The following is a 21,771-nucleotide window of genomic DNA, read 5'->3' on the forward strand; positions in this document are numbered from 1 at the left end:
GGAACGATAGGTCCCTTTTTGGGACCTATCAAGCTTTGAGCATAAATAAGTCCCATAAAGGGACTGATCAGACCCTTTATGGGACCTATTAATTAATATGTCGCTAAATCGGCGGCATGCCTGAATTCCAGTAATCGACATAAATCAATGTGGGAGCGAGCTTGCTCGCGATAGCGACGGGTCTGCTTGCATCAATGCTGAATGTGCCGCCGCCTTCGCGAGCAAGCTTTGCTCCCACAGGTCTTGCTCAAACAGGTCCAGCCCAAACAGGTCTGATGGGTGTACACCGCCCGCAAGAGCCAGGCCGGCTGTCAAGCCGCCATCGCGAGCAAGCTCGCTCCCACAGTGGAGATGTGCATGGTTCAGGGTTTGTGGTGCTGAACCAACCCCGCCGCCACCACCAACTCCTCCAACGCCAGCAGATCCGGCACTTTCGCCACATGTTCACCCACCTGTACCGCCGCCTGCTCCAACCCGCACAGCGGCACGTCGACGTAGCTCAACTGGCTGTCGAGCTTGCAGGAGCGCGGGATGCCTTGCACCAGCAGGGCGATGAAGCGTAACTCCGGCCGCCCGCCCAGGGCATTGAGCACGACGATGCGCACGCGCTCGCCCATCACGGTTTTCTGGCCGCAGGCCGACTCGAAGCTCAGTAGCGGGATCTGCCGTTCGCGCCAGCTCACCCAGCCCAGGAACCACGGCGGCGTGTCCAGATCGAAGGCGCTGCTTTGGTAGTCGATCAGTTCGGCCACCGCCACGTTGGGCAGGATCAGATGCCGGTCGGCCAGGGGCAGCAGCAACCCGGTGAGGTGGCTGGCGCGATGTTCATGCATGGTTTTTGCTCCAGTAGGCGATGCTGTCGAGCAGCACCGATTCCTGGTACGGCTTGCCCAGGTAGTCGTTGACGCCGATGGCCATGGCGCGATCGCGGTGTTTCTGGCCGGTGCGGGAGGTGATCATGATGATCGGCAGGTGCGCCAGGCGTGGGTCGTTGCGCACTTGCGTGGCCACTTCGAAGCCGTCCATGCGCGGCATCTCGATGTCCAGCAGCATCAGGTCCGGCGCGTGTTCGGCCAGCAGCGCCATGGCATCCACGCCGTCCTTGGCGGTCAGGACGTGCATGCCATGGCGCTCCAGCAGGCGGCTGGTGACCTTGCGCACCGTCACCGAGTCATCCACCACCAGCACCAGCAGTGGCCGTTGCGGTTCGCCCTCGCCTTCAGCCGGCACTTGGCGGCGCGGGACCTGGTGGGGCAAGGCGCGGATCGGCGCCAGCAGGTCGAGAATCAACACCACCCGGCCGTCCCCCAGGATCGTCGCCCCGGACAAGCCCTGCACCGCCGAGAATTGCGGCCCCAGGCTCTTGACCACGATCTCCCGGGTTCCGGCGATAGCGTCCACCTGCACAGCCACGTGCCGCTCGTTGCACTGCACCAGCAGCACCGGTAACGGTTGGCTCTGGCCCAGCAACTTCGGCCGTGCGCCGGTTTTCAACAGCTCGCCCAGGTAGCACAGCTCATAGCGTTGCCCGGCGTAGGTGTAGGTCGGCGGATCGAGTTGGTAATAGCCATCCAGCTCGGCGGGCAACACCCGGACAATGCTTTCGATGGCGTTCAGCGGGATCGCGTACTGATCTTCGTGACAATGCACCATCAACGCCCGGTTCACCGCCACGGTAAACGGCAGGCGGATGCGGAAATGCACGCCCTGCCCCGGCGTGGAATCGATGATCATGCTGCCGCCCAACTGCCGCACCTCTTCGTGGACCACGTCCATGCCGACGCCACGCCCGGAGATCTGGGTGAGTTTTTCCGCAGTGGAAAATCCCGGCTGCAGGATGAACTGCAGCACGTCGCGGTCGCTGATGTCACTGTCCGGCGCCAGCAGGCCACGCTTGATCGCCTTGCTCCGCACCGCCTCCAGCGGCACGCCGGCACCGTCGTCACGGATGTCGAAAATGATGTCGCCACCTTCCCGGGACAGGTCGAGGCTGATGCGCCCTCGCGCCGGCTTGCCGGCGGCGATGCGCACGTCGGCCGGTTCCAGGCCGTGGTCGACGGCGTTGCGCAGCATGTGTTCCAGGGGCGCGGCCATGCGCTCCAGGACGTTACGGTCCATCTCGCCGTCGGCATTGCCGACCACGAACTCCACGTCCTTGCCCAGCTCTTGCGCCACTTGCCGGACGATGCGCTTGAGCCGCGGCAGCATGCGCTCGAACGGCACCATGCGCGTGCGCATCAGGCCTTCCTGGAGTTCGGTGTTGATCCGCCCCTGCTGTTGCAGCAGGACCTCGGCATCGTGATTGCTGCGATCCAGGGTCTCCTTGAGTTCGAGCAAGTCCGAGGCGGACTCGAACAGCGCCCGGGACAACTGCTGCAACTGGGAATGCCGGTCCATCTCCAGCGGGTCGAACTCTTCGTAGCCCAGGCGCTCGGCCTCCACCTGCTGGCGGCTGAGAATTCGCCCCTGGGTTTCGGTATCCAGGCGCCGCAACTGGTCGCGCATGCGCTCGATGGTGGTTTCCATTTCGCCCAGGGCCACGCGTGCGTCGTTGACCTGCTGTTCGATGCGCCCACGGAAAATCGACGTTTCGCCCGCCAGGTTCACCAGGTCGTCGAGCAGTTCGGCCGAGACCTTGACCATGTCCGCACCGTCGCCCGCTGCGCCGGGGTCTTGTCTGGCGGGGGGCGCCGCTGGCTGACTGGCGATGGGCGCAGTGATCGGCTCCGGTGTCGGGACAGCCTGTGGTGCAGCACTTTCCTGGGGATGATTCACCGCCTGGATCTGCGCGATCAGCCGATCAGCCAGCGGGCACGAATGGCCGGCGCGCACCGCGTCGAGCATCTGCGCCAGTCGGTCATGGCTGCTTTGCAGCAAGGCGAACAGCGCCGGGGTCGGCTGGAGCAGGCCCGCCGACAGGCCTTCATAGAGGTTTTCCAGCTCGTGGGCCAGATCGCCGATGGGGACGATTTCCACCATCCGCGCGCCACCCTTGAGGGTGTGCAAATCCCGCAGCAGGGTTTCCACGGCCTGGCGATTGGACGGTTCTTCCTGCCAGCGCAGCAGCGCCGCGCCTGAACTGTCGAGGATGTCGAAACCTTCTTCCCAGGAAGATTTCCAGCAACTCGGGATCATGGCCGGCACCGTCGGCTCGGGTCGCGGCGCTCGTCTCGATGGCGTTCGGCTTGTCCTGGCGGAACCTGCGGATGGAGTCGATCAGCGCAACGGGATCGCCCAACGGCTGGCCCTGTTGCAACTGCCCGAGCAACAGGTCCAGGCGTTCGTGGCTGCTGCCGAGCAGTTGCGCCAGCTCCTCGCTGTAGCTGTAGCGCCGATCCACCAGCCCCTCGTAAAGGTTTTCCAGCTCCTGGGCCAGGTCGCTCACCGGGCGGATGTCGGCCATCCGCGCGCCGCCCTTGAGGGTGTGCAAGTCACGTTGCAGCGAGGACAGCGGCGCACCGTTGTCCGGATCGGCCAACCAGCGCTGCAGGGCCTGGGCGGCGCTTTCGAGGATGTCCTGGGCCTCTTCGAGGAAAATCGACGCGAGGTCATCTTCTTCCATCGAGGTCTCGGCGGACGCGTCACGTTCCATTTCCGCCGTCGCGTGGCTCAGTTCGCGGATGCTCAGGGTGCGGCTGCCGTCGCTGCGGATCAGGCCGGTGGCCGACGGGTCGAGGCTCTCCTGGAGCAGGCGACGCAGGGCCGCTACCCGCTCGGGCTGCGGACGCACATGTTGCCCGGCCGCCAGCTCATCGAGCATGTCGATCAGCGCTTCATGGGCGAGCTGAGCCTGCTGGAAAAATTCATCGCTAACCGCCAGGCTGCTTTCTTCCACCGCGCCATAGAGGTCCAGCAAGGCTTCGCAGAGTTCGTCCACCGGGTGCAGGTCGGCCAGGTGCGCGCCTTCGCCGAGGGTGGTCAGTTCATCCAGCAGCGCACTCAGTTCCTGGCCTTCACCGGGGTGCTGCTGCCATCGCTGCAAGAGGCTTTCGGCGTCCAGCAGGATGTCCATGCCCTGGGCGAGGAAGTTGTTGATCAGTTGTGGATCGCGCTTGGTTCGCAGTGCTTTGTCCGGCGCACTGTTGGCGGCGTGCAGACGCTCGGCCAACAGAGCCTGGGCACGCTGGATCAGATCCTCGGCGCCGGGGATCGGCGCCAGCGGCTCGCTGTGCAACTGGCGCAGGCCGCGGCGCAGCAGTCCGTCCGCCTCCAGGAGCAATTCCACCTCATCCAGGTCGAGGGCGATCAGGTGCGCCCGGTATTCCCGGGCCAGTTCATCCATCGCGCCGGCCAGCTCGGCGATGGGCAGTACTCCGGCCATGGACGCGCTGCCCTTGAGGGTGTGCAAGGCTCGCTGCAATTCATCGCTGGCCTGCAACGGCAGATGGTCGGCCGCCTGGTCGAGAAAACGATTGAGGCTGGTCAGGTGGCCCTGGGCTTCGTTGTCGAAGATCTTCAACAGCAGCGGATCGAGCGCAGCCACGTCCTGCTCATCGTCTTCATCGTCTGCATCGCCGCCCTTGGCCAGGGCATGGGCGCGGGCGGCCAGGCGGTCGACGTCGTCGCGTTGGCGCTGCCGATTGGCGGCGAATTCGGCCACCAGGGCCGGCAACAACTGCACCGTGTCTTCGATCAACTGACGGACCGACGCCTGCGGCTCGACGCTGCGCTCCAGTACCCGGTTGAGCAGGTTTTCCACGGCCCAGGCCAGTTCACCCAGCACCAGCGCCCGGACCATCCGACCACTGCCCTTGAGGGTGTGGAAGGCCCGGCGCAGTTCGCTCAGGGCACCGTGGTCGTCGGGATGCGCACTCCAGCGCGGCAAGTATTCACGCAGGACGTCGAGCACCTCGGCGGTTTCCTCGAGGAAGACCTCGCGCAACTCGTCGTCCACCGGGCTCTCGTCCAGTGGTGGCGGCAACAGGCTGCCCGGGGTGCTCTTGGCCGGCGGATTGACCGCCGAGACCGGGCTGGCCAGCACCTGGGCCAAGGACTGCACCGTCTGCGGGTCATCCAGTTCCTGCAAGTCCTGCATGACCTGGGCTTCGTTGGCGCTCAACACATCATCGAGCACCGGTACCCGTGCTTCGTCAGGGAAATAACCGAGCGCGGCCAGGCTCCGCTCGACTCCATCGAGCAACGGCTCGCCAGGGGTTTCCGGGTCTTCGCTCAGGCGCTCCAGGTAGTATTCGAGGCCAGTGATCACGTCGGCCAGGTGGTCGAGTTCTTCCCAACCCGGCTGCGCCTTCTCCAGCAGCAGATGGTCACGGATGAACGCGTTGCAGGCCTCCACCAGGCTGGCGGCACGGCTCAGGGGGATCATCGCCAGTGCCCCGCGCACCTGGGTCAGCAGCGCCGGCAAGGGTTGCAGTTGCTCGCTGTTCCAGTCCGCGTCGATGTAGTCGACGATCATGTCCTTGGCCTGTTGCAGGCAGGTGTGGGCTTCCTTGATGACGATCTGGTGGATCTGGGTCAGGTCGGTGGTGGGCAGGTGCGTGTCTTCACGGCTCTCGGGCTCGACGGTGCCGACCATGCCGGCCAGGGTCGCCTCGACGTAGAGCAAGGCCCCAGCAACGTCCATGAGGGTCGCGTCGTCCGGCTCGCGCTGGCCCTGGGCGAGACTCAGGACCACCGCCAGTTGATCGATGATGACCTTGCGCGGCTGGCCGAAGCCCAGCACCGCCAGGGTGTCGGCAATCTGCCGCAGCGGCGCCAGCAGGCTGTCCAGCTCCGAGGCGTGCTGGCGATCGCTGCGCACGAACAGGTCCAGGCGCTCCTTGACCCGTACCAACTCCTCGCACAGCGCGGCAAGCACCGAGCGCATGGCATCGCGGTCGGGCCCGGCCAGGCGCGCGCGTTCTTCGTCGACCATGGCGCTGTCGGGCAGCGCGTCGTCCAGTGAGTAGCGTTCTTTCATGATCTGCATCTGCCCGCTGGGGTGTTCGGCCTTGGCAATATAGAACAACAAGCTCTTGAGCAGGTGGGGCGGTGCCGGTTGATTGATGCCGGGCATGCCTTGGTCCAGCAGGCGCTTGAGTTCCTTGTCGGCTTCCTTGAACAGGCTGCGCAGCGCCGGGCTGTTGGCGATGCGCCCGTCACGCATGCCTTCGACCAGCGCCGACGCCACCTGCCATAACGCATTGAGCGGTGCCCCGGCGCATAACGTTTCCAAGCGCTGGAAAACCTTGGCCAGGTAACCGAGGTGGGTCGCGTCATCCTGTTCGCGCAGCAGGCCCACCAGGGCCATTTGCAGGGTCTGGCGCCATTTGCGCAAGGTGTTTGGCAGGTCGGCGGGTTCGAGGCGCCGCAAGGCCTCATTGCCCAGCGGCGCAATATCGGGCAACTCGGGACTGAACAGGCTGGTTTCCGACAACAGGCTCTCGCCCCGGGCACTGCGCAGGTCGTTGATCAGGGGCAGTACCACCAGCGGCAAATCGCGGCGGGCGCCTTGTATGCGATCCAGGTAGATCGGCAACTGCCCCAGGGCCTGGCTCAACAGGCTGATGGCTTCGTCGCGATGGGTGACGCGGTTGTCCTGCAGGGCGGCGCACAGCTGCTCCATCTCCTCGGCCAGCAACGCCGCACCGTAAAACTCGACCATCTGCAGGCCGCCGTGGACCTGGTGAATGCAGGCCAGGCATTGCCCGAGGGCATCCGACGCCTGGGGATCGTCCACCAGGCGGTTGAGGGCCAGATGCGCCTGCTTCAGCGTTTCGGCAATCTCGCCCTTGACCCATTCCAGGGCCACGTAGTCGTGCCGATCACCCATAACCACTCCAATCAGGAGAACACAACACGCCTGCAGGAAAGGGATTGATCTGTGGGAGCAAAGCTTGCTCGCGATGCAAACACCTCGGTTCCCGAAGTACCGCGTTATCTTCATCGCGGGCAAGCCTTGCTCCCACAGAAACCTCCTCGCCACAAAAAGCCTTTTCCAACGGATGGATCCGGTTGGTCACGCTTTGTCCTCCTCGACCGAAGGCTTCGCCGGCAAGGTAAACCCCGACACCGAACGGCGCAGCTGACTGGCCATTTTCGCCAGGTTGCCGATGCTTTCAGCCGTGGCGGTGGAGCCCGACGAAGTCTGCGTGGTGATCTGCTGGATCACGTTCATGGTCAAGGAAATCTGCCCCGCCGAGGTGGTCTGCTGCTGCGCCGCGTTGGAGATGCTCTGGATCAGCGCCGCCAGGGTCTTGGACACGCCTTCGATCTCTTCCAGGGCGACGCCGGCATCCTGGGCCAGCCGCGCACCGCGCACCACTTCGGTGGTGGTCTGCTCCATGGAAATCACCGCTTCGTTGGTGTCGGCCTGGATCGCCCGCACCAGGGTCTCGATTTGCCGGGTCGCCGCCGAAGAACGCTCGGCCAGGCGCTGCACTTCATCGGCCACCACCGCGAACCCGCGCCCGGCATCCCCGGCCATGGACGCCTGGATGGCGGCGTTGAGGGCGAGGATGTTGGTCTGGTCGGCGATGTCGTCGATCAGGCTGACAATGTCGCCAATTTCCTGGGATGACTCACCCAGGCGCTTGATGCGCTTGGCGGTGTCCTGGATCTGTTCGCGAATGTTGTCCATGCCATGAATGGTGTTGTGCACCACCTCGTTGCCCTTGTTGGCAATCTCCACCGAGCGCTCGGCCACCGCCGACGATTCGGCGGCATTGGCCGAGACCTGGTCGATGGACTGGGCCATTTCATTAATTGAAGTCGAAGCTTCGGAAATTTGCTGGGCCTGGTGCTCGGACGCCTGGGCCAGGTGCATCGCCGTGGCCTGGGTTTCCTGCACGGCGGCGGCGACCTGGCCGGCGGTGAGGTTGATGGTCGCCACCAGATCGCGCAGCTGGTCCACCGAGTAGTTGATGGAATCGGCGATGGTGCCGGTGAAATCCTCGGTGACCGAGGCCGTGACGGTCAGGTCGCCGTCGGCCAGGTCCTCGATTTCATCCAGCAGCCGCATGATCGCGTTCTGGTTGCGCTCGTTCTTTTCCGCGGTTTCGTGCAACTGGCGGTTGGTCTCACGGACCATTACCAGCCCGATCAGGATGATCGACATCAGCGCCATCAGCCCCAGCACATAACCGCCGATGGTATTGACGGAACGCCCGCCGGCGAGGTTTTCGAAGGCCGTGGCCAGGTGCGAAGCCTCGTCGAGCAGGGTCTGTGACAGGTTGAAGATGTTGCCCGCCGATTCGCGGACCTTGAACAGCTCCGGGGAGGTCTCGAGGATTTCATCCACCGAGCCCGAGACAAACTCGAACAGCTCGCTGATTTCGCTCAGCCGCGCCCGGGCATCGCGATCCTGGACCTGGGAGATCTTCAGGGCCGGGTCACCTTGCAACATGCCATTGAGCACCTGGCCAAAACGCGCCGCGTCGCGACCGAAGGTGTCGGCGGCCTGACTGGCGTTTTCGTCCCCCGCCAGCACGGTATTCACCGCGCCGAGAATCCGTTCGGCCAGCAGCGACTGGCGCTGGGCCATGGCCACTTGGGTGGCCGGCGCGCCACGTTGCAGCAGGATTTCGACGACTTTTTCGTACTCGACCTGCAACTGCGGCACGGTTTCGGCCAGGGTCGCCGCCACCTGGTGCAGTGACAGCACGGTCTGCTCGCTGGAGAGGATGGCATCGGTGTTCTTGAGCAGGCGCTCCCAATCCAGCTGCACGGCGCGCATCTGCGGGCGCAGGGTGGCGGGCGCAGGCGGCAGGCCGGTCACCGGGTCGCCCTGCTTCAGGTAACCCCAGCGCTGGGCGAAGTCATTACGCGCGTCGCTCAGCAGCTTGAACGCCGCGGGCTTGCCGGCAGCGGCCTCGGTGGCGTTCTTGGCGATGCGCTGGGACAGCACCCGCAGCTCACCGGCATGGCCGATGTACTGTTTGTCGTAGGTGGATTGGGTGTTGAGGTAAGCGAAGTTGGCGAACAGCAGCATGATGAAAGACGATCAGTGCGACGAACAGCACGATGATCTGCGAACGACTGCGCGACGCTTCCAGTGGCTTGCCTGTTTTTGCTTTGATCATCGGTTCTCGCCTGTGCTGCCCAGTCCAACTCACTGCTATTAACTAACTGTAGTGTTGTGCAGCCTGCTCAATCAGTGTGGCTCTGTGGGAGCAAGGCTTGCCCGCGATGAGAGCGACACAGTTTTTCGTCAACCGAGGCGCCACCATCGCGAGCAAGCTTTGCTCCCACAGGCTCGCTCCCACAAGGGGCCTGCGCTGTCTCTTGTTAAATCGCCACATCCATGAACCCCGGCGACCGCGCCAGGGCAAACGGGCTGAACACCTGCCACTCGCGCTCGCCGCCGAACCGGCCCTGGACGAAGGCCGCCTCCGGACCGTCGAGATCGTCCACCAGGAGCGGTTCCAGGCTGTCCTGGGCAAAGTGCTGCAGCCCGAGGACCTCGTCCACCAGCAACCCGGCGAACACCTCGTCGTGGTCCACCACCAGCACCCGCCGCTGCTTGCGCACGGTGGACAGCTCATGGCCGAAGAACCCGCACAAATCCATCAACGGCAACAAGCGCCCGCGCAGGTTAGCCACGCCACGCACCCACGGCTTGACCCCGGGCAAATGCGTGTGACGTGGCTCGTGCAGCACTTCGCTGACTTCGCCCATCGGCGCCACGTACCAGTGCTCGCCCAGGCGAAAACCGATGCCGCTCCAGCCAACGCGGTGGGTCGGCTGGGAAGGCAGGTCCGCCCCCAGCAGCCGGCAACGCCGGTCGATCTGCAGCAGCAGCTCGAAGGCCGTCAGGGATTGGCTCATGGCCGCGCCGTCAACCCGCCAGTACTTTGTTCAAGGTCGCGATCAGGGTTTCTTCGTCCACCGGCTTGGTCAGGTAGTCCTTCGCCCCCTGGCGCGTACCCCAGACCTTGTCGGTGTCCTGATCCTTGGTGGTGATGATGATCACCGGGATATGACCGGTGTCCGGGTCCTTGGTCAACTGGCGCGTGGCCTGGAAACCGTTGAGGCCGGGCATGACGATGTCCATCAGCACCGCGTCGGGTTTTTCCTGGCGGGCCAGGGCCACGCCATCGGCGCCATTCTCGGCCTTCAGGACCTGATGACCATGCTTTTCCAGCATGCCGGTCAGTTTGTACATTTCAGTCGGCGAATCATCGACGATCAGAACTCGTGCCATGGTGTTCCCCATTTTCTTGTCGACCCCAGGCCCGTTGGCCGAGTGTCATTGATGTGCCTGGTGCGGCTGGACAGCGGCAAAGCCCGGGACATGGGCCTGTATCGCTCCCAGCAGTTCTTCCTTGCTGAACGGCTTGGTCAAAAACTGATCGGAACCGACGATGCGCCCCTTGGCCTTGTCGAACAACCCATCCCGGGACGACAGCATGATCACCGGCGTGGCCTTGAACGCGCTGTTGTTCTTGATCAGGGCACAGGTCTGGTAGCCATCGAGGCGCGGCATCATGATGTCGACGAAGATGATGCCCGGATGATGATCGGCGATCTTGGCCAGGGCATCGAAACCGTCGATGGCCGTGATCACCTCGCAGCCCACGTTGCGCAGCAAGGTTTCGGCGGTGCGGCGGATGGTCTTCGAGTCGTCGATGACCATGACCTTCAAGGCGCTGGGTTGCTGCGTGAGATGCTCTGCCATTGCCACTGCGAACCGATTTTTAACGCGTAAGTGTGATCGACAGCGCAAACCCTTGATGTTCAAGGCCCGCACGTCACATGGCAGCCTTTTTAGCACAGTCTCCATCGCCGATCTATCGGCCGCTCGGCGCGGTGGTTTTTCCTTGACCGCCAAACTTCCGGGCGCCACTCTGACGCCACTTTTTCACGCCATTATGTGCCCATCACTTTTCGAGGAACCAAGCCATGAGCGTACGCGTCGGCATTGTCATGGACCCTATCGCCAGCATTTCCTATAAAAAGGATAGCTCGCTGGCCATGCTGCTGGCCGCTCAGAAGCGCGGCTGGGAGCTGTTCTACATGGAGCAGCGCGACCTCTACCAGGCCGAAGGCCAGGCACGGGCGCGGATGAAGCCGCTGAAGGTCTTCGCCAACCCTGAGAAGTGGTTCGAGCTGGGCGACGAAAGCGACGCACTGCTCAGCGACCTGGACGTGATCCTGATGCGCAAGGATCCGCCGTTCGACATGGAGTTCGTGTATTCCACCTACCTGCTGGAACAAGCGGAAAACGCCGGCGTGCTGGTGGTCAACAAGCCCCAGAGCCTGCGCGACTGCAACGAAAAGCTGTTCGCCACGCTGTTCCCGCAGTGCACGCCGCCGACCATCGTCAGCCGTCGCCCGGACGTATTGCGCGAATTTGCCGACCATCACGGCGACGTGATCCTCAAGCCTCTGGACGGCATGGGCGGCTCCTCGATCTTCCGGCACACAGCTGGCCACCCGAACCTGTCGGTGATCCTGGAAACCCTGACCTTGCACGGCCAGCAGCAGATCATGATCCAGGGCTACCTGCCGGCCATCGTCGATGGCGACAAGCGCATCCTGATGATCGACGGCGAACCGGTGGACTATTGCCTGGCGCGTATCCCGGCCGCTGGCGAAACCCGGGGCAACCTGGCGGCCGGCGGACGTGGCGAGGCGCGGCCGTTGACCGAGAAGGACCGCTGGATCGCCGCCCAGGTCGGCCCGACCCTGCGCGAGAAAGGCCTGCTGTTCGTGGGCCTGGACGTGATCGGCGAGCACCTGACGGAAATCAACGTCACCAGCCCGACGTGCATTCGCGAGATCGACAACGCCTTTGGCACGGACATCGGCGGCATGCTGATGGATGCCATCGATCAGAAGCTCAAGGCTCGTTGATCCAGATCTGCTGAAGGAAACCCACATTGCGTTATCATGCCCGGCCTGAAAAAAACGCGATGTTGGTTTCCTTGTCATGACACTTCCGTCCGATCTGCCCCTAGAGCTCGCCCATCGTGGCGTGCGCCCGGCTGATCGCCTCGGTTTTACCCTGTTCCTGGCGGCGCTGATCCACCTGGCCTTGCTGCTGGGCGTCGGGTTTGCCACGGTCGAGCCCAAGCAGATCAGCCAGACCCTGGAAATTACCCTGGCCACCTTCAAGAGCGAGACCAAGCCCAAGAAGGCCGATTTCCTCGCCCAGGAAAACCAGCAAGGCAGCGGCACCCTGGAAAAAAAGGCGATTCCCAAGACCACCGAGATCGCGCCATTCCAGGACAACACGGTGCAGAAAGTCACCCCGCCGCCAGCGGCCAAGCCCGAAGTGCAGGAGACGGCACCCAAGGCGGCCGTGACCACCGTGGCGCCGAAGCCGAAAAAAGCCCCGGTCAAGGAAGAGGTCAAGCCCGACCCCAAGCCCAAGGCCCCGGCACCGACTTTCGACAGTTCCCAGTTGTCCAGCGACATCGCCAGCCTGGAAGCCGAACTGGCCCAGGAGCAACAGCTCTACGCCAAGCGCCCGCGCATCCACCGCCTGAGCGCCGCCTCGACCATGCGCGACAAGGGGGCCTGGTACAAGGACGAGTGGCGCAAGAAGGTCGAGCGCATCGGCAACCTCAACTACCCCGACGAAGCGCGACGCAAGCAGATCTACGGCAACCTGCGGCTAATGGTCTCGATCAACCGTGACGGCTCGTTGTATGAAGTGCTGGTACTGGAATCCTCCGGCCAGCCGCTGCTGGACCAGGCCGCCCAGCGGATCGTGCGCCTGGCGGCACCGTTCGCACCGTTTACCGGGGACCTGTCGGACATCGACCGGCTGGAAATCATCCGCACCTGGAAGTTCGCCCGGGGCGATCGCCTGTCCAGTAACTGACCCACCGCCAATCCCCTTGTGGGAGCGGGCTTTGTGGGAGCAAGGCTTGCCCGCGATGAAAACGCCGCGGTCTCTTGAGGACCGTAGCGCCTGGATCGCGAGCAAGCTTTGCTCCCACACAGCCCACATTTGATCGGTGTCGCCTTCCAGATCGAGGCATTTCCTGCACATCCCCAGCTTGTCAGTTCGGCCCTGCGCCGCCACACTAGCGCCTATGAAAAACGTCAGCCCCACCTACCTCAAGCATCACTTCCTGATCGCCATGCCGCACATGGCCGATCCGAACTTTGCCCATACCTTGACCTACATCGTCGAGCACACGGCCAATGGGGCCATGGGGCTGGTGATCAATCGCCCGCAGGAGCTGAACCTGGCGGACATTCTTGAGCAGTTGCGCCCCGACGTAGAACCGCCACTTTTGTGCCAGCATGTGCCGATTTTCATCGGCGGCCCGGTGCAGACCGACCGCGGTTTCGTGCTCCATCCGTCGGGTCCCAAATACCAGGCCACGGTGGACCTGGACGGCGTGTCGCTGTCCACCTCCCAGGACGTGCTGTTCGCCATCGCCGACGGCGTCGGCCCGGAAAAAAGCCTGATTGCCCTCGGCTATGCCGGCTGGGAACCCGGGCAACTGGAAGCCGAGCTGGCCGACAACGCTTGGCTGACTTGCCCGTTCGACGCCGACATCCTGTTCAACACCAGCAGCGAACTGCGCCTGGAAGCGGCGGCCAGCCGGTTGGGGGTCAACCTCAGCCTGCTCACCAGCCAGGCAGGACACGCCTGATGGCCCTGCGCTTGCTGCTGGGCTTCGATTACGGCACCAAACAGATCGGCGTAGCGGTCGGCCAGGTCATTACCGGCCAGGCCCGCGAGTTGTGCACCTTGAAGGCGCAGAATGGCGTTCCGGACTGGAACCAGGTCGAAGCGCTGATCAAGGAGTGGAAACCCGATGCCGTGGTGGTCGGCCTGCCGCTGAACATGGACGGCACACCCAGTGACATGTGCCTGCGCGCCGAAAAGTTCGCCCGCCGGCTCAATGGCCGCTACAACCTGCCCTTCTATACCCATGACGAGCGCCTGACCACCTTCGAGGCCAAGGGCGAGCGCCTGGTGCGCGGCGGGCAGAAAGGTAGTTACCGCGACAATCCGGTGGACGCCATTGCGGCCGCCCTGCTCCTGCAAGGCTGGCTCGACGCCAACACCGCCCTGTTTGAAACCTGATTTTTTACAAAGCGCCGCCAAGGCGCTTTCTTTTAGCGATAAGCCGCGCCACTCACCACCGGCCCGGGAACCTGAAGGAGCCAGCATGAGCCTGCCCAATCCTGCCGAACTGATCAGCCAGATGGCGATTCGTCTCACGGCACACCTGGAACAACGCGGCATCAGCGAACCGCGCTACATCGGCATTCGCACCGGTGGCGTCTGGGTCGCCCAGGCCTTGCTCGATGAACTGGGCAGCCAATCGCCCTTGGGCACCCTGGATGTGTCCTTCTACCGCGACGACTTCAGCCAGAACGGCCTGCACCCGCAAGTACGCCCCTCGGCGCTGCCGTTCGAGATCGAAGGCCAGCACCTGGTGCTGATCGACGACGTGCTGATGAGCGGCCGGACCATCCGCGCCGCCATGAACGAACTGTTCGACTACGGCCGCCCAGCCAGCGTGACACTGGTATGCCTGCTGGACCTGGACGCCGCCGAGCTGCCGATCCGGCCGAACGTGGTCGGTGCGACGCTGACGCTGGCCGCCCATGAGCGGGTCAAGCTCTCCGGGCCGTCGCCGCTGCAACTCGAACTGCAAGACCTTGCCCTTTAACTGCCCTTGTAAGAGTCCATCGCGATGACGCCTCTCGAAACCAAGCGCCCGCTGCAGCTCAACGATCAGGGCCAGCTGCGGCACTTCCTGTCCCTCGACGGCCTGCGCCGCGAGCTGCTGACGGAAATCCTCGACACTGCCGACTCGTTCCTCGAAGTCGGCGCCCGGGCGGTGAAGAAAGTCCCGTTGCTGCGCGGCAAGACCGTGTGCAACGTGTTCTTCGAAAACTCCACCCGCACCCGCACCACCTTCGAACTGGCGGCCCAGCGCCTGTCGGCGGACGTGATCACCCTCAACGTGTCCACGTCCTCGGCGAGCAAGGGCGAAACCCTGCTCGACACCCTGCGCAACCTCGAAGCCATGGCCGCCGACATGTTCGTCGTGCGTCACGGCGACTCCGGCGCTGCGCACTTCATTGCCGAGCACGTGTGCCCGCAAGTGGCGATCATCAACGGCGGCGACGGCCGTCACGCCCACCCGACCCAGGGCATGCTCGACATGCTGACCATCCGTCGGCACAAGGGCAGCTTCGAGAACCTGTCGGTGGCCATCGTCGGCGACATCCTGCACTCGCGGGTGGCCCGCTCGAACATGCTGGCCCTCAAGACCCTTGGCTGCCCGGACATCCGCGTGATCGCGCCGAAAACCCTGCTGCCCATCGGCGTCGAGCAATACGGCGTGAAGGTCTACACCGACATGACCGAAGGCCTCAAGGATGTCGACGTGGTGATCATGCTGCGCCTGCAACGCGAGCGCATGACCGGCGGCCTGCTGCCCAGCGAAGGCGAGTTCTACCGCCTGTTCGGCCTGACCACGGCGCGCCTGGCCGGGGCCAAGCCGGATGCCATCGTCATGCACCCGGGGCCGATCAACCGCGGCGTGGAGATCGAGTCGGCGGTGGCCGACGGGCCGCACTCGGTGATCCTCAACCAGGTGACCTACGGCATCGCCATCCGCATGGCCGTACTGTCCATGGCCATGAGCGGGCAAACGGCCCAGCGCCAATTCGACCAGGAGAACGCCCAGTGAAGCTCAGCATTCTCGGCGCACGCGTGATCGATCCAGCCAGTGGCCTGGATCAAGTGACCGACATTCATATCGATGCCTGCAAGATCGTCGCCCTTGGCGCGGCACCGACGGGTTTTGTCGCGGTCGACATCCTCGACGCCCAAGGCCTGGTGGCCGCTCCCGGCCTGGTAGACCTGAACGTCGCCCTGCGCGAACCGGGCTACAGCCGCAAAGGCAGTATCGTCAGCGAAACCCGGGCCGCCGCTGCCGGTGGCGTGACCAGCCTGTGCTGCCCGCCGCAGACCAAACCGGTGCTGGACACCTCGGCCGTGGCCGAACTGATCCTCGACCGCGCCCGCGAAGCCGGCAACACCAAGGTCTTCCCGATTGGCGCACTGAGCAAAGGCCTCGACGGCGAGCAATTGGCCGAGCTCATCGCCCTGCGTGACGCCGGTTGTGTGGCGTTCGGCAACGGCCTGAACAGTTTCCGCAACACCCGTACCCTGTGCCGCGCCCTGGAGTACGCGGCGACCTTCGGCCTGACAGTGATCTTCAACTCCCAGGACCACGACCTGGCCGAAGGTGGCCTGGCCCACGAAGGCCCGACCGCCAGTTTCCTCGGCCTGCCGGGCATTCCGGAAACCGCCGAGACCGTGGCCCTGGCCCGGGACCTGCTGTTGGTGGAACAAAGCGGCGTGCGCGCCCACTTCAGCCAACTGACCAGTGCCCGCGGCGCGGCGCTGATCGCCCAGGCCCAGGCTCGTGGCTTGCCGGTGACCGCCGATGTGGCGCTGTACCAGTTGATCCTGACCGACGAAGCGCTGATCGACTTCAACAGCGTCTACCACGTCCAGCCGCCGCTGCGCACCCGCGCCGACCGCGACGGCTTGCGCGAGGCAGTGAAGTCCGGGGTGATCTCGGCCATCTCCAGCCATCACCAACCCCACGAACGCGATGCCAAGCTGGCCCCGTTCGGCGCCACCGAGCCTGGCATCAGCAGCGTCGAACTGCTGCTGCCGCTGGCCCTGACGCTGGTGGAGGATGGCTTGCTGGACCTGCCGACCTTGCTGGCGCGCCTGAGCGCCGGCCCGGCCCAGGCGCTGCAATTGCCGGCGGGGACTGGCGGTTGGCGCGGCAGCGGATCTCGTGCTGTTCGACCCAGCCGCGTCCACCGTGGCCGGTGAAGCTTGGCGTTCCAAGGGCGACAACTGCCCGTTCCTCGGCCACAGCCTGCCGGGGGTGGTGCGCTACACCTTGATGGATGGGCGGATTACTCACCAGGCCTGATACCGCGCCGCTCCTATCGCGAGCAAGCTCGCTCCCACAGGGGGATCTTCGGTGAACCACATGATCTGTGAACACCTCGATCCAGTGTGGGAGCGAGCTTGCTCGCGATGCAGGCGACTCGGTCTTACTGGAACGCCCCACGTTTCTGCGCATTCCCAATCGAGACCTGATCGTTCAGCGTCCAGAAGTCATACAGCACCCCAAGGAAAAACACCCCGCCGGTCAGCAGGTAGATAATCCCGCTGAGCCATTTGCCCTGATACATCCGGTGTACGCCCAACACCCCGAGAAACGTCAGCAGAATCCACGCCACGCTGTACTCGATCGGCCCTGGGGTAAAACGCAGGTCCGCTTCGCGATCCATGGCCGGGATCAGGAACAGGTCGATCAGCCAACCTATGCCCATCAGGCCGAAGGTGAAGAACCAGATCGTACCCGTGACCGGCTTGCCGTAATAGAAGCGGTGAGCGCCGGTGAAACCGAAAATCCACAGCAGGTAGCCAATGACTTTGCTGTGGGTATCGCGGATTGCGTCCTGCTGATAGCTGTTCATGAATGGCCTCTTTTGCCTCGATAGAAAAATTTGTTCGGACTTTTTGTGACTTTTTTGTGTCTCGCCGACAAGCGGTCCTGAGCGACTTTGAACCAAGGAAACCCCCGTGGTGTCTGGCTTCTGTCGGACAATCGGGTCAACTTGTCGCAATTATGGGGGGTTGGCGCCAGGTTTCGAATCGACAAACGGCCTCGGAATCGCAAAAAAAGCTGTTATAAAGTTGCGCGCTAACCTTTAAGAGCCCTGCCTAATGCGTCCATTTTTCAAGACATGGCTAACCATCTGCCTATTATTGCCCCTGGCCGCCCACGCCACCAATCGTGAGCAACGTCTTCCCAACGTCAACGGCTATACCCCGAAATCCCATGTTTCTGCTCCTTCGAGCAAGAACAAGCAAAGCGTCCAGCGCGTGAGCACCGCCCGCAGCCGACTGGTGCCACCCATGGCGACCAAGACGACCAGCAATGTCCTGAGCCGCGCCGTGAATGTACTCGGCACACCCTATCGTTGGGGCGGCAGCAGCCCAAGTAAAGGTTTCGATTGCAGTGGTTTGGTGAAATACGCGTTCAACGACGCCACGTTCGACCTGCCGCGCACGTCCAACGCGATGGCCGCCGGCCATGGCGAGAAAGTCGAGCGCAAGGACCTCAAGCCTGGCGACCTGATCTTCTTCAAGCTCAAGAGCCGCCGGGTCAACCACGTGGCCATCTACCTGGGCAACGACCGCTTCATCCACGCCCCGCGCCGCGGCAAGTCGGTGACCATCGACACGCTGAACAAGCCGTACTGGAACACTCATTACGTGGTCGCCAAGCGAGTTCTGCCGAAAGAACCGGGTGCACTGCGCGTGGTTCAGCGCTGATCTGGTATTTGTGTCGCGGCTGACTGCCCCATCGCGAGCAAGCTCGCTCCCACATTTGATCTTCAGTGGTCACATAATTTGTGAACACCTCGGACCAAATGTGGGAGCGAGCTTGCTCGCGATGGGACCCGCAAAAACGCTGCAAACTCCCTAGAAGTTATCCGGCGTACGCGCCCGCTCCCGGGCATGTTCGCGACTGATCAACCCTTTGTTCACCAAGTCCTTCAAACACATATCCAGCGTCTGCATCCCCAGCGAGCCGCCGGTCTGGATCGACGAGTACATCTGCGCCACCTTGTCTTCACGGATCAGGTTACGGATGGCCGAGGTCCCCAGCATGATTTCATGCGCCGCGATCCGGCCGCCGCCGATCTTCTTGATCAGCGTCTGGGAAATCACCGCCTGCAACGACTCCGACAACATCGAGCGAACCATGGATTTCTCGTCGCCGGGGGAACACGTCCACCACCCGGTCGATGGTCTTGGCCGCCGATGTGGTGTGCAAGGTGCCGAATACCAGATGCCCGGTTTCGGCGGCGGTCAGCGCCAGGCGGATGGTCTCCAGGTCGCGCATCTCGCCCACCAGGATCACGTCCGGGTCCTCCCGCAGGGCTGAACGCAGGGCCGTGGAGAAACCTTGGGTGTCGCGGTGCACCTCGCGCTGGTTGATCAGGCATTTGCGCGGTTCGTGAACGAATTCGATAGGGTCTTCGATGGTGAGGATGTGATGGTGCTTGTGGCTGTTGAGGTGGTCGATCATGGCCGCCAGGGTGGTGGACTTGCCCGAACCGGTCGGCCCGGTCACCAGCACGAGCCCGCGCGGCGACTCGGTCACTTTGCGAAACACCTCGCCCATCCCCAGGTCTTCCATGGTCAGGACTTTCGACGGAATGGTCCGGAACACCGCCCCCGCGCCGCGATTCTGATTGAAGGCGTTGACCCGGAATCGCGCTACGCCCGGCACGTCGAAGGAAAAGTCGGTCTCCAGAAACTTTTCGTAATCCACCCGTTGCCGGTCGTTCATGATGTCGTAGATCAGCTCATGGACCTGCTTGTGGTCCAGCGCCGGCAGGTTGATCCGCCGCACATCGCCATCCACGCGGATCATCGGCGGCAGGCCGGCGGACAGATGCAGGTCCGACGCCCCCTGCTTGGCGCTGAACGCCAGTAACTCAGTGATATCCATAGCGCTCCTCAATTCCAGTAGAATGCCGCGAACCTCACCGCTGGCGCTTCTTTATGTCCACGATAGCAGACAACATCGCTCAGGTTAGTTCGCGCATCCGCGCTGCGGAGCAGGCCGCCCGGCGTGCCGAAGGCAGCGTCCAACTGCTGGCCGTGAGCAAGACCAAGCCCGCCCAGGCCCTGCGTGAGGCTTATGCCACCGGCCTGCGGGACTTCGGCGAGAACTACCTGCAAGAGGCCCTGGGCAAACAGGTCGAATTGACCGACCTGCCCTTGATCTGGCACTTCATCGGCCCCATTCAATCGAACAAGACGCGCGCTATCGCCGAACACTTCGACTGGGTGCATTCCGTGGATCGCTTGAAAATTGCACAGCGCCTGTCCGAGCAGCGCCCGGCCGAGTTGCCGCCGCTGAACATCTGTATCCAGGTCAACGTCAGTGGTGAGGCCAGCAAATCCGGCTGCACCCCGGCGGACCTGCCCGCCCTGGCCAGCGCCATCAGCGCTTTGCCACGCTTGAAGCTGCGTGGGCTGATGGCGATTCCCGAACCCACCGAAGAGCGTGCCGCGCAGGATGCCGCCTTTGCCGCCGTTCAACGCCTGCAAGCCAGCCTGGCACTGCCGCTGGACACGCTTTCCATGGGCATGAGCCACGACCTCGAGTCGGCCATTGCCCAGGGCGCCACCTGGGTGCGCATCGGTACTGCCCTGTTTGGCGCCCGCGACTACGGTCAATCCTGAACCATGGCCGACTCATCTCTTTATAAGGACCTGTCATGAGCAACACGCGTATTGCCTTCATCGGCGCCGGCAACATGGCCGCCAGCCTGATCGGCGGCCTGCGGGCCAAGGGCCTGGACGCTTCGCTGATCCGCGCCAGCGATCCGGGTGAAGAGACCCGCAACCGAGTGAGTGCCGAACACGGCATCGAAACCTTTGCCGACAACGCCCAGGCCATCGACGGCGCCGACGTCATCGTGCTGGCGGTCAAGCCGCAAGCGATGAAAAGCGTCTGCGAGGCCCTGCGTCCGAGCCTCAAACCCCATCAACTGGTGGTGTCGATTGCCGCTGGCATCACCTGCGCCAGCATGAACAACTGGCTCGGCGAGCAGCCGATCGTACGTTGCATGCCCAACACTCCGGCGCTGCTGCGCCAGGGCGTCAGCGGCCTGTTCGCCACGGCCCAAGTGTCCACCGCACAACGCCAGCAGGCCGAAACGCTGCTGTCCGCCGTCGGCCTGGCCCTGTGGCTGGACACCGAACAGCAACTGGACGCGGTCACCGCCGTCTCCGGCTCGGGCCCGGCGTACTTCTTCCTGCTGATCGAAGCCATGACCGCCGCTGGCGAAAAGCTTGGCCTGACCCGGGAAACCGCCGCCCAGTTGACCTTGCAGACCGCCCTCGGCGCCGCGCACATGGCGGTGTCCAGCGACGTCGATGCGGCCGAGTTGCGTCGCCGCGTGACCTCGCCGGCCGGCACCACCGAAGCGGCCATCAAATCGTTCCAGGCCGGGGGCTTCGAAGCTCTGGTGGAAAAAGCACTCGGCGCCGCCGCGCACCGCTCGGCCGAAATGGCCGAACAACTGGGCCAATAAGGAGCCATTCATGATTGGATTGAACACTGCAGCGGTCTACGTGCTGCAAACCCTCGGCAGCCTGTACCTGCTGATCGTGCTGCTGCGCTTCGTGCTGCAACTGGTACGTGCCAACTTCTACAACCCGCTCTGCCAGTTCATCGTCAAGGCTACCCAGCCGCTGCTCAAGCCGCTGCGCCGGATCATCCCGAGCCTGTTCGGCCTGGACATGTCGTCGCTGGTCCTGGCGATCCTCGTGCAACTGGCGCTGATGGCCCTGACCCTGCTGCTGACCTACGGCACCACCGGCAACCCGCTGCAATTGCTGATCTGGTCGATCATTGGCGTGACCGCGCTGTTCCTGAAGATTTTCTTCTTCGCCCTGATCATCAGCGTGATCCTTTCGTGGGTCGCGCCGGGTAGCCATAACCCGGGTGCAGAGCTGGTGAACCAGATCTGCGAGCCGGCCCTGGCGCCGTTCCGCCGCATCGTGCCGAACCTCGGCGGCCTGGATATCTCGCCGATCCTGGCGTTCATGGTGTTCAAGCTGATCGATATGCTGGTGATCAACAACCTGGCGGCGATGACCATGATGCCGGAGATCCTGCGGCTGCTGATCTGATCCACACCCTCCTGATCGGTCAGCACCGATCTATGTGGGAGCAAAGCTTGCTCGCGAAACAGGCACCTCGGTCCCTGGAAGACCGCATCGTCCTCATCGCGGGC

15 protein-coding genes and 4 pseudogenes are annotated in these 21,771 nt (G+C 63.6%); 11 read left to right on the plus strand and 8 right to left on the minus strand.

Annotation, left to right across the window (positions count from 1 at the left end):
* Positions 1–362: 362 nt before the first annotated feature.
* The 6 genes and pseudogenes from PSH84_RS26715 to pilG form a co-directional block, all read right to left on the minus strand.
* Positions 363–833, minus strand: a complete 471-nt coding sequence (locus PSH84_RS26715) for a chemotaxis protein CheW (protein WP_305468749.1) — start codon at positions 831–833, stop codon at positions 363–365.
* Positions 826–6,769 (minus strand): annotated as a pseudogene (locus PSH84_RS26720) (Hpt domain-containing protein). Before PSH84_RS26720 ends, PSH84_RS26715 begins: the two are co-directional and overlap by 8 nt.
* A 186-nt stretch (positions 6,770–6,955) precedes the next feature.
* Positions 6,956–9,017 (minus strand): annotated as a pseudogene (locus PSH84_RS26725) (methyl-accepting chemotaxis protein).
* Between the two features lie 205 nt (positions 9,018–9,222).
* Positions 9,223–9,762 (minus strand): chemotaxis protein CheW, encoded by a 540-nt coding sequence (locus tag PSH84_RS26730; RefSeq protein WP_122567388.1) that lies wholly within the window; start codon positions 9,760–9,762, stop codon positions 9,223–9,225.
* 10 nt (positions 9,763–9,772) lie between these two features.
* Entirely contained in the window at positions 9,773–10,138 is a 366-nt protein-coding gene (pilH, locus tag PSH84_RS26735) for a twitching motility response regulator PilH (RefSeq protein WP_003206465.1), read from the minus strand.
* Positions 10,139–10,183: 45 nt separating this feature from the next.
* Positions 10,184–10,612, minus strand: a complete 429-nt coding sequence (gene pilG / locus PSH84_RS26740; RefSeq protein WP_122567389.1) for a twitching motility response regulator PilG — start codon at positions 10,610–10,612, stop codon at positions 10,184–10,186.
* Positions 10,613–10,836: 224 nt separating this feature from the next.
* On the opposite strand from pilG, the gene gshB reads away from it, so the two are divergent.
* From gshB to PSH84_RS26775, 7 genes and pseudogenes are all read left to right on the plus strand, one after another.
* Positions 10,837–11,790, plus strand: coding sequence for a glutathione synthase (gshB, locus tag PSH84_RS26745; protein WP_053188919.1), 954 nt, complete (start codon positions 10,837–10,839; stop codon positions 11,788–11,790).
* A gap of 76 nt (positions 11,791–11,866) precedes the next feature.
* A complete protein-coding gene (locus PSH84_RS26750; RefSeq protein ID WP_122567390.1) occupies positions 11,867–12,763 on the plus strand; it encodes an energy transducer TonB in 897 nt (298 codons plus the stop codon).
* 214 nt (positions 12,764–12,977) lie between these two features.
* A complete protein-coding gene (locus PSH84_RS26755) occupies positions 12,978–13,547 on the plus strand; it encodes a YqgE/AlgH family protein (protein ID WP_018609528.1) in 570 nt (189 codons plus the stop codon).
* On the plus strand, positions 13,547–13,984 hold the full coding sequence (ruvX, locus tag PSH84_RS26760) for a Holliday junction resolvase RuvX (protein ID WP_039590497.1): 438 nt from the start codon (positions 13,547–13,549) through the stop codon (positions 13,982–13,984). Before PSH84_RS26755 ends, ruvX begins: the two co-directional genes overlap by 1 nt.
* Positions 13,985–14,069: 85 nt before the next feature.
* Positions 14,070–14,576, plus strand: coding sequence for a bifunctional pyr operon transcriptional regulator/uracil phosphoribosyltransferase PyrR (gene pyrR / locus PSH84_RS26765; RefSeq protein WP_305468751.1), 507 nt, complete (start codon positions 14,070–14,072; stop codon positions 14,574–14,576).
* A 24-nt stretch (positions 14,577–14,600) separates the two neighbouring features.
* Entirely contained in the window at positions 14,601–15,605 is a 1,005-nt protein-coding gene (locus PSH84_RS26770; RefSeq protein ID WP_003177495.1) for an aspartate carbamoyltransferase catalytic subunit, read from the plus strand.
* Positions 15,602–16,871, plus strand: a pseudogene (locus PSH84_RS26775) (dihydroorotase). Before PSH84_RS26770 ends, PSH84_RS26775 begins: the two are co-directional and overlap by 4 nt.
* 124 nt (positions 16,872–16,995) lie before the next feature.
* On the opposite strand, the gene PSH84_RS26780 reads toward PSH84_RS26775, so the two are convergent.
* Positions 16,996–17,424, minus strand: coding sequence for an NINE protein (locus PSH84_RS26780; protein ID WP_305468752.1), 429 nt, complete (start codon positions 17,422–17,424; stop codon positions 16,996–16,998).
* Positions 17,425–17,674: 250 nt separating this feature from the next.
* On the opposite strand from PSH84_RS26780, the gene PSH84_RS26785 reads away from it, so the two are divergent.
* Positions 17,675–18,286, plus strand: a complete 612-nt coding sequence (locus tag PSH84_RS26785; protein WP_122567396.1) for a C40 family peptidase — start codon at positions 17,675–17,677, stop codon at positions 18,284–18,286.
* Between the two features lie 150 nt (positions 18,287–18,436).
* On the opposite strand, the pseudogene PSH84_RS26790 reads toward PSH84_RS26785, so the two are convergent.
* Positions 18,437–19,472: pseudogene (locus PSH84_RS26790) on the minus strand (type IV pilus twitching motility protein PilT).
* Positions 19,473–19,525: 53 nt separating this feature from the next.
* On the opposite strand from PSH84_RS26790, the gene PSH84_RS26795 reads away from it, so the two are divergent.
* From PSH84_RS26795 to PSH84_RS26805, 3 genes are read left to right on the plus strand one after another with little or no spacing between them, the layout of a single operon-like run.
* Entirely contained in the window at positions 19,526–20,212 is a 687-nt protein-coding gene (locus PSH84_RS26795; protein WP_122567398.1) for a YggS family pyridoxal phosphate-dependent enzyme, read from the plus strand.
* A gap of 35 nt (positions 20,213–20,247) precedes the next feature.
* Entirely contained in the window at positions 20,248–21,066 is an 819-nt protein-coding gene (gene proC, locus PSH84_RS26800) for a pyrroline-5-carboxylate reductase (RefSeq protein WP_122567399.1), read from the plus strand.
* A 10-nt stretch (positions 21,067–21,076) separates the two neighbouring features.
* The gene (locus tag PSH84_RS26805; protein ID WP_305482034.1) at positions 21,077–21,667 is read left to right on the plus strand and encodes a YggT family protein; all 591 of its coding nucleotides are present in this window, start codon (positions 21,077–21,079) and stop codon (positions 21,665–21,667) included.
* The last annotated feature ends 104 nt before the right edge of the window (positions 21,668–21,771 follow it).

Origin of the sequence: Pseudomonas beijingensis, assembly GCF_030687295.1 — a bacterium.
Taxonomy (GTDB): domain Bacteria; phylum Pseudomonadota; class Gammaproteobacteria; order Pseudomonadales; family Pseudomonadaceae; genus Aquipseudomonas; species Aquipseudomonas beijingensis.

Coding starts and splice junctions, on each gene's coding strand:
- PSH84_RS26715 (WP_305468749.1), bottom strand. CDS start 833: ATGCATGAACATCGCGCCAGCCACCTCACCGGGTTGCTGCTGCCCCTG.
- PSH84_RS26730 (WP_122567388.1), bottom strand. CDS start 9,762: ATGAGCCAATCCCTGACGGCCTTCGAGCTGCTGCTGCAGATCGACCGG.
- pilH (WP_003206465.1), bottom strand. CDS start 10,138: ATGGCACGAGTTCTGATCGTCGATGATTCGCCGACTGAAATGTACAAA.
- pilG (WP_122567389.1), bottom strand. CDS start 10,612: ATGGCAGAGCATCTCACGCAGCAACCCAGCGCCTTGAAGGTCATGGTC.
- gshB (WP_053188919.1), top strand. CDS start 10,837: ATGAGCGTACGCGTCGGCATTGTCATGGACCCTATCGCCAGCATTTCC.
- PSH84_RS26750 (WP_122567390.1), top strand. CDS start 11,867: ATGACACTTCCGTCCGATCTGCCCCTAGAGCTCGCCCATCGTGGCGTG.
- PSH84_RS26755 (WP_018609528.1), top strand. CDS start 12,978: ATGAAAAACGTCAGCCCCACCTACCTCAAGCATCACTTCCTGATCGCC.
- ruvX (WP_039590497.1), top strand. CDS start 13,547: ATGGCCCTGCGCTTGCTGCTGGGCTTCGATTACGGCACCAAACAGATC.
- pyrR (WP_305468751.1), top strand. CDS start 14,070: ATGAGCCTGCCCAATCCTGCCGAACTGATCAGCCAGATGGCGATTCGT.
- PSH84_RS26770 (WP_003177495.1), top strand. CDS start 14,601: ATGACGCCTCTCGAAACCAAGCGCCCGCTGCAGCTCAACGATCAGGGC.
- PSH84_RS26780 (WP_305468752.1), bottom strand. CDS start 17,424: ATGAACAGCTATCAGCAGGACGCAATCCGCGATACCCACAGCAAAGTC.
- PSH84_RS26785 (WP_122567396.1), top strand. CDS start 17,675: ATGCGTCCATTTTTCAAGACATGGCTAACCATCTGCCTATTATTGCCC.
- PSH84_RS26795 (WP_122567398.1), top strand. CDS start 19,526: ATGTCCACGATAGCAGACAACATCGCTCAGGTTAGTTCGCGCATCCGC.
- proC (WP_122567399.1), top strand. CDS start 20,248: ATGAGCAACACGCGTATTGCCTTCATCGGCGCCGGCAACATGGCCGCC.
- PSH84_RS26805 (WP_305482034.1), top strand. CDS start 21,077: ATGATTGGATTGAACACTGCAGCGGTCTACGTGCTGCAAACCCTCGGC.